The following is a 7,405-nucleotide window of genomic DNA, read 5'->3' as shown; positions in this document are numbered from 1 at the left end:
CGCAAAAGTATATGTCCCCCGCGGGGCCCGCGCCGCGACGACCCGGACTATGTTGGGCGGAGCCGCTCCGGGAAGCGGCGGCACGCCGCGGGTCGGCGAGGGGGTGCGGGTCAGCCCTGCGGGAGGTCCGGCTTGATCGGGGAGTACAGCCAGTCCTTGAAGAACTGCGTCAGGTCCTGGCCGGAGATCTTCTGGGCCAGGGCGGTGAACTGCTCGGTGGTGGCGTTGCCGTACTTGTGCTGGGCGTACCAGGTGCGCAGCAGCGTGAAGAACGCGTCGTCGCCGATCTTCTCGCGGAGGAACTCCAGCGCCATCCCGCCGCCGCTGTAGACCCGCTGGTTGAACATGGTGTCGCGCTGCGGGTCGGCGGTCACGACCGACCAGAAGGGACGGCCCGCCGGGTCCGGGAAGGGCCGCGAGTTGTAGGTGGTGCGGGCCCGGTCGTGGACGGTCGCGCCGCCGTGCTTCTCGCCCCAGTACCACTCGGCGAAGGTCGCGAAGCTCTCGTTCAGCCACACGTCCTTCCAGCGCTCCGGGGACACCGCGTCGCCGAACCACTGGTGCGCCAGCTCGTGCGCGATCGTGGAGGTGCTGCGGACGGCGGAGTAGACCGGCTTGCTCTGCGTCTCCAGGGAGAAGCCGAGGGGGTCGCCGTTGTAGCGGGCGTCGTCGGCGATGGCGCCGGTCGTCTCGAACGCGTACTTGCCGAACAGCGACGACCACAGGTCGGTGGCCTCGCTCGTGGTGTCGAAGAAGAAGTTCACCGCGTCCGGCTGGTTCTGGAGCAGCACCGGGTCCACGGCGGTGTAGTTGCCGACGCCGCCGGGCGACTCGCCCTGCTTGACGTCCCACTTGCCGATGTCGATGGTCGCGAGGTAGCTGGCCATCGGGTACCGCTCGCGCCACTTGTACGTGCTGGCGGCGGTCGCGGCGGAGCGGCGGCTGAACGCCGCGTTGCCGCTCTGCTGCCCGTCGGGCAGCCCGTTGGCGACCACGGTCAGCCCCTTCGGCACCGTGACCTTGAAGTCGTAGGTGGCCTTGTCGCTCGGGTGGTCGTTCACCGGGAACCAGGTGGACGCGCCGTTGGGCTCGTCGCCGACGAACGCGCCGTCCGGGGTGTGCAGGAACCCGTAGGGGGAGCCGAACACGATCGGGGAGCCCACGATCGTCTGGGGGACGCCGCCGTAGGTGATGACGGTGGTGAACGTCTTGCCCTTGCGCAGGCCCTTGTGCGGCGTGATGACGAGTTCCTGGCCGCGCCGCTTGAAGTCGGCCTTGTTCCGGTCGACCTTGACGCGCTGGACGTCCATGCCGGACAGGTCCAGGTCGAAGCTCGACAGGTCCTGGGTCGCGCGCGCCGTCATGGTGACGACGCCGTCGAGCTGGTCGTAGTCGGGGTCGTAGGTGAGGTCCAGGGAGTAGTTCTGCGCGTCGTAGCCGCCGTTGCCCTCGAGCGGGAAGTAGGCGTCGCCGACGCCCTCGGCGCCGGGCGTGTAGCGGTGCTGCGCGGCGGACGCCGAGGGGGCGAGCGCGACCACGCAGAGGGCGGCGACGGCGATCGGGAGCGTGCGCCCGGGGGTCGCCCGGAACGGATGGAAGCGGGGGTGGCGCTGCGCCATCGGAAGGATCCTCTCCCTTGAGTGATCACAAGCGTGCTTACGATGCCCTCAATAGCGCCACATGTCGAGACTTCCTCCCCATTTGGCCGATCTTGGTCCGGGCGCCGGCGGCCCTCCGCCCCGGCCCGGTCCCGGCCCCGTCCCGGCCTCGTCCCGGCGCTGGCCCCGGACCTCGTGCGGACATCAGAAGGCCCCCGCGGGTGTAGGGACGCGGGGGCCTTCTGCTGGGGATCAGACCTGGGGCGACAGGTCTGGATCAGCTCACTGGTCGGGACCGGCTCAGTGGAACTGGCCCTCCTCGGTGGAGCCCTTCAGCGCCGTGGTGGACGAGTCCGGCGCGATCGCGGTGCTCACCATGTCGAAGTAGCCGGTGCCGGCCTCGCGCTGGTGCTTGACCGCGGTGAAGCCCTTCTCGGCCGCCGCGAACTCGCGCTCCTGCAGCTCGACGTAGGCCGTCATGCCCTCGCGGGCGTAGCCGTGCGCCAGGTCGAACATGCCGTAGTTGAGGGCGTGGAAGCCGGCCAGCGTGATGAACTGGAACTTGAAGCCCATGTGGCCGAGCTCGCGCTGGAACTTGGCGATGGTCGCGTCGTCCAGGTGCGCCTTCCAGTTGAAGGACGGCGAGCAGTTGTAGGCCAGCATCTGGTCCGGGTACTCGGCCTTGACCGCCTCGGCGAACTTGCGCGCCTGCTCCAGGTCCGGGGTGCCGGTCTCCATCCAGATGAGGTCGGAGTACGGCGCGTAGGCCTTGGCGCGGGCGATGCAGGGCTCGATGCCGTTGCGGACGCGGTAGAAGCCCTCGGCGGTGCGCTCGCCGGTGATGAACTCGCGGTCGCGCTCGTCCACGTCCGTCGTGATCAGGGTCGCGGCCTCGGCGTCGGTCCGCGCGATGATCAGGGACGGCACGTTGGAGATGTCCGCCGCGAGGCGGGCGGTGTTGAGGGTCTTGATGTGCTGCGAGGTCGGGATGAGGACCTTGCCGCCGAGGTGGCCGCACTTCTTCTCGGAGGCCAGCTGGTCCTCCCAGTGCACGCCCGCGGCGCCCGCGGCGATCATGCCCTTCATCAGCTCGAAGGCGTTCAGCACGCCGCCGAAGCCGGCCTCGGCGTCGGCCACGATCGGGGCGAGGAAGTGCGTGTCGCCCTCGCCCTCGGCCCACTGGACCTGGTCGGCGCGCAGCAGCGCGTTGTTGATGCGGCGCACGACGGCCGGGACCGAGTTCGCCGGGTAGATGCTCTGGTCCGGGTAGGTCTGGCCCGCCAGGTTGGCGTCCGCCGCGACCTGCCAGCCGGACAGGTAGATGGCCTTGAGCCCGGCCTTCACCTGCTGGACGGCCTGGAGCCCGGTGAGCGCGCCGAGGGAGTGGACGTAGTCCTCCTCGTGCAGGAGCTTCCAGAGCCGCTCGGCGCCGAGGCGCGCGAGGGTGTGCTCCTCCTGGACCGAGCCGCGGATGCGGACGACGTCCTCGGCGGAGTAGGTCCGCTCGACGCCCTTCCAGCGCTCGTCGGTCTCCCACTGCCGCTGCAGCTCCTCGGCTGCGCCCTTGAGGCGACTGTCGCTCATCGTCTTGCCCTTCCGTGTCGTCCCCTGGGTGCTTGGACATGACTATGCCCGGACTTCAACCCCTTAATGAACTCGTGAGTAACAGAAGAACTGCGAAATTTCCGCTACGATGAAGCCGTGACGACCTTGCGGCCAGAAGAACCCCTCAACTTGACGAGCGATGTAGACCTCGTCACCTTCGGGCAGCGGCTCCGCCACCTGCGGCGCGGCCGCGGCATGACGCTGTCGGACCTCGGCGAGCGCGTCGGGCGCGCCCCGTCCCAGCTCTCGCTGCTGGAGAACGGCCGGCGCGAGCCCAAGCTGTCGCTGCTGCAGTCCCTCGCCGCCGCGCTGGAGTGCCCGGTGGAGGAGCTGCTGCGCCGCCAGCCGCCGAGCCGCCGCGCGCAGCTGGAGATCCAGCTGGAGGAGGCGCAGCGCGACCCGCTGTACCGCACCCTCGGGCTGTCGCACCTCAAGGTCGGCAAGCGGATGCCGAACGAGGTGATCGAGCACATCCTCGCCCTCTACGGGGAGCTGAAGCGCAGCCGCACCAAGCCGACCGCCAGCCCCGAGGAGGCGCGCAAGGCCAACGCCGAGCTGCGCCGCCAGATGCACGAGCGCGGCAACCACTTCCCCGACATCGAGAGGGTCGCCGCGCAGACCCTCGACGCCGTCGGCTACCGGGGCGGCGCGGTCTCCCAGGGCATGCTGATGACCCTGGTCGGTCACTTCGGCTTCAGCCTGCAGTACGTCCAGGACCTGCCGCGCTCCGTCCGGTCCGTCACCGACCTGCGCAACCGGCGGATCTACCTGGAGCGCGAGCAGCTCGGCATGCACACGCCCCGGACGATCCTGCTGCAGACGCTCGGGCACATCGCGCTCGACCACGACCAGCCCCGCGACTTCGCCGACTTCCTGCGCCAGCGCGTCGAGGCCAACTACTTCGGCGCCGCGATCCTGATGCCCGAGCGCAGCGTCGTGCCGTTCCTGCAGGAGGCCAAGGCCGCGCGCGAGCTGTCGGTGGAGGACCTCGCCGACGTGTTCTCGGTGTCCTACGAGATGGCCGCGCACCGCTTCACCAACGTCGCGACCCACCATCTCGGTCTGCAGCTGCACTTCACCAAGAACGACGAGAACGGCACGATCTACAAGGCGTACGCCAACGACGGCCTGGCGTTCCCGCAGGACGAGGACGGCGCGATCGAGGGCCAGCGGATGTGCCGCGAGTGGGCCGGCCGGCACGTGTTCGGCGCGGAGGACCGCTTCTCCGTCTACTACCAGTACACCGACACCCCCCACGGGACCTACTGGTGCCTGTCGCACATCGACCCGAGCCACGAGCGCGACTTCGCGATCACGCTCGGCGTCCGGTTCGAGGACTCGCGCTGGTTCCGCGGCCGGGAGACCACCCGCCGGGTCAAGTCGGCCTGCCCGGACGGGGACTGCTGCCAGCGCCCGCCCAAGGAGCTGGCCGAACGGTGGGAGGGCATGGCCTGGCCCTCGGCCCGCGCGCACTCGCACGTGCTGTCGGTGCTGCCGCCCGGGGCCTTCCCCGGCGTGGACGACGCCGACGTCTACGAGTTCCTGGACAAGCACGCCGCCGAATGACGGGTGTGTTGCGCCGGTGTCAACTCTTCGGGTCGGCTGCCCGTTCGCCGCGCGGACGGTGAATGATCTGGACGTATCCGGTGTTCACTCAAGGTGAGAGCCGGTCACGGGACCGTCCGCACGGGAGGGGGAGCGCGTGCTGCCAGAGGTCGCTTCGTGGTTGCGGCGCCGTACGAGCACGGCCGAGGACTGGCCGGCGCACGTCCTGCTGGACGCCAAGGGCGGCACCGGGATCAGCGTCGTGCTGCCCGCGCGCGACGAGGAGGCGACCGTCGGCGCGATCGTCGCCGCCGTCCGCACCGACCTGATGGAGCGGGTCCCGCTGGTCGACGAGATCGTCGTGGTGGACTCCCGCTCCACCGACCGGACCGCCGCCGTGGCCGCCGCGGCGGGCGCGGAGGTCGTCGCGCAGGACGAGGTGCTGCCCGGCGAGGGGCGCATGTCCGGCAAGGGCGAGGCGCTGTGGAAGTCCCTCGCCGCCACCACCGGCGACCTGATCGTGTTCGTGGACGCCGACCTGCGCGGCTTCACCTCGTCCTACGTCACCGGGCTGCTCGGCCCGCTGCTGACCGACCCGTCCGTCGGCTACGTGAAGGGCTGCTACGACCGCCCGCTGATGGAGGGGGAGCGGCGCGTCGAGGGCGGCGGCGGACGGGTCACCGAGCTGGTCGCCCGCCCGCTGATCAACATGCACTGGCCGCTGCTGGCCGGGGTGATGCAGCCGCTCGGCGGCGAGTACGCGGGCCGCCGCGCGCTGCTGGAGCGGCTGCCGTTCGTGACCGGCTACGGCGTGGAGCTCGGCCTGCTGCTGGACATCTACCAGGACGCCGGGCTGGACGCGATCGCCCAGGTCGACCTCGGGCGCCGGGTGCACGGGCACCAGTCCACCGAGGCGCTCGGCGCGATGTCCGGCCAGATCATGCTGACCGCCTGGTCGCGGCTGGAGCGGCACGGCCGGATGATCCCGCTGGGCGCGCCCGCGACCGCGCTGACCCAGTTCCGCCGGTCCGCCGCCGGGCACGACGCCCGGACCAGCGACGTCGCCGTGGGGGAGCGCCCGCCGATGATCGAGGTGCCCGGCTACGCCGCCGCGCGCTCCTTCTCTCCCGGCCGCGGCTGACCCGCCGCCGCCCTCGCCTCCGCGCCCCTTTCTCCGGCTGTGACTCCGGCCACCTGTTACCCGCGGTAGCACTCGATGCTGCTACCGTTGGTAACAGGCGATATTGGAGAAAGGGTCAATAATCATGACGAGCGCGGAGTCCACGCCGTTCTCGCTGGAGCTCAGCGAGGACGTGCGCGAGGTCAGGGACTGGGTGCACGAGTTCGCCAAGGACGTCATCCGCCCGGCCGCCGAGGAGTGGGACGAGCGGGAGGAGACCCCCTGGCCGCTCATCCAGGAGGCGTCCAAGGTCGGGATCTACTCGCTGGACTTCTTCGCCACCCAGTGGCTGGAGCCGACCGGCCTCGGCATCCCGGTGGCGTTCGAGGAGCTGTTCTGGGGCGACGCCGGCATCGCGCTGTCGATCGTCGGCACCGGCCTCGCCGCCGCGTCCGTGGCCGCCGTCGGCACCCCCGAGCAGGTCACCGAGTGGGTGCCGCAGATGTTCGGCACCACCGACGACGTCAAGCTCGGCGCGTTCTGCGCCTCCGAGCCCGACGCGGGCAGCGACGTGGGCTCCATCCGGACCCGCGCCGTCTTCGACGAGGCCAAGGACGAGTGGGTGCTGAACGGCACCAAGACCTGGGCGACCAACGGCGGCATCGCCGACGTCCACGTCGTCGTCGCCTCGGTGTACCCCGAGCTCGGCAGCCGCGGCCAGGCCAGCTTCATCATCCCGCCGAACACCCCCGGTCTCCGGCAGGGGCAGAAGTTCAAGAAGCACGGCATCCGCGCCTCCCACACCGCCGAGGTCGTCCTCGACGACGTGCGCGTCCCGAGCCACCACATCGTCGGCGGCAAGGAGAAGTTCGACGAGCGCATCGCCCGGACCCGCGAGGGCAAGAGCTCCAAGGGCCAGGCCGCGCTGAAGACGTTCGAGACCACCCGGCCGTCCGTCGGCGCGATGGCCCTCGGCGTCGGCCGGGCCGCCTACGACTACGCGCTGCAGTACGCGCAGGAGCGCGAGCAGTTCGGCAAGAAGATCGGCGACTTCCAGGCCATCGCCTTCAAGCTGGCCGACATGAAGACCCGCCTGGACGCCGCCCGCCTGATGGTGTGGCGGGCCGCCTGGATGGCGCGCAACGGCAAGGACTTCGAGAACGCCGAGGGCTCGATGGCCAAGCTCATCGCCAGCGAGATGTCGGTGTACGTCACCGAGGAGGCGATCCAGATCCTCGGCGGCAACGGCTACACCCGCGAGTACCCGGTCGAGCGGATGCACCGCGACTCCAAGATCTTCACGATCTTCGAGGGCACCAGCGAGATCCAGCGGCTGGTCATCGGCCGCACCGTCACCGGCCTGCCGGTCCGCTAGCGGACCTCGCGGGCGGCGCGGTCCAGGGATCGCGGCGCCGCTAGAGGATCGCGGCGTCGTACAGGATCCGCTTCATCGCCGGCACGGGCAGGCCGGGGTTGCGCGCCGCGCTCCCGGCCGCGTCCGGGTCGTCGAGCAGCTCCAGCAGCCGCGCCTCCGGCA

At 70.6% G+C, this 7,405-nt stretch carries 5 protein-coding genes; 3 read left to right on the top strand and 2 right to left on the bottom strand.

Annotated elements, in window-relative coordinates; all coding sequences use genetic code 11:
• Nucleotides 1-110 precede the first annotated feature (110 nt).
• Both ABZ914_RS30355 and aceA read right to left on the bottom strand, forming a co-directional pair.
• Complete coding sequence (locus ABZ914_RS30355; protein WP_500197379.1) at nt 111-1,619, bottom strand: M1 family metallopeptidase; 1,509 nt, start codon at nt 1,617-1,619, stop codon at nt 111-113.
• 279 nt (nt 1,620-1,898) lie between these two features.
• Complete coding sequence (gene aceA, locus ABZ914_RS30350; protein WP_208268980.1) at nt 1,899-3,182, bottom strand: isocitrate lyase; 1,284 nt, start codon at nt 3,180-3,182, stop codon at nt 1,899-1,901.
• Nucleotides 3,183-3,332: 150 nt separating this feature from the next.
• Here aceA and ABZ914_RS30345 point away from each other — a divergent pair, with 150 nt between their 5' ends.
• The 3 genes from ABZ914_RS30345 to ABZ914_RS30335 all read left to right on the top strand — a co-directional run bounded on the left by ABZ914_RS30345 (nt 3,333) and on the right by ABZ914_RS30335 (nt 7,243).
• Nucleotides 3,333-4,769 (top strand): helix-turn-helix domain-containing protein, encoded by a 1,437-nt coding sequence (locus tag ABZ914_RS30345; RefSeq protein ID WP_500197377.1) that lies wholly within the window; start codon nt 3,333-3,335, stop codon nt 4,767-4,769.
• A 136-nt stretch (nt 4,770-4,905) separates the two neighbouring features.
• Entirely contained in the window at nt 4,906-5,889 is a 984-nt protein-coding gene (locus ABZ914_RS30340; RefSeq protein WP_500197376.1) for a glucosyl-3-phosphoglycerate synthase, read from the top strand.
• Between the two features lie 124 nt (nt 5,890-6,013).
• Nucleotides 6,014-7,243, top strand: a complete 1,230-nt coding sequence (locus ABZ914_RS30335; RefSeq protein WP_500197374.1) for an acyl-CoA dehydrogenase family protein — start codon at nt 6,014-6,016, stop codon at nt 7,241-7,243.
• Nucleotides 7,244-7,405 lie beyond the last annotated feature (162 nt).

It is taken from the genome of Spirillospora sp. NPDC046719 (assembly GCF_040645715.1).
GTDB lineage: Bacteria > Actinomycetota > Actinomycetes > Streptosporangiales > Streptosporangiaceae > Spirillospora.
Note: the sequence above shows the minus strand (reverse complement) of the source record. Positions and strands in the feature narration are given on the sequence as shown.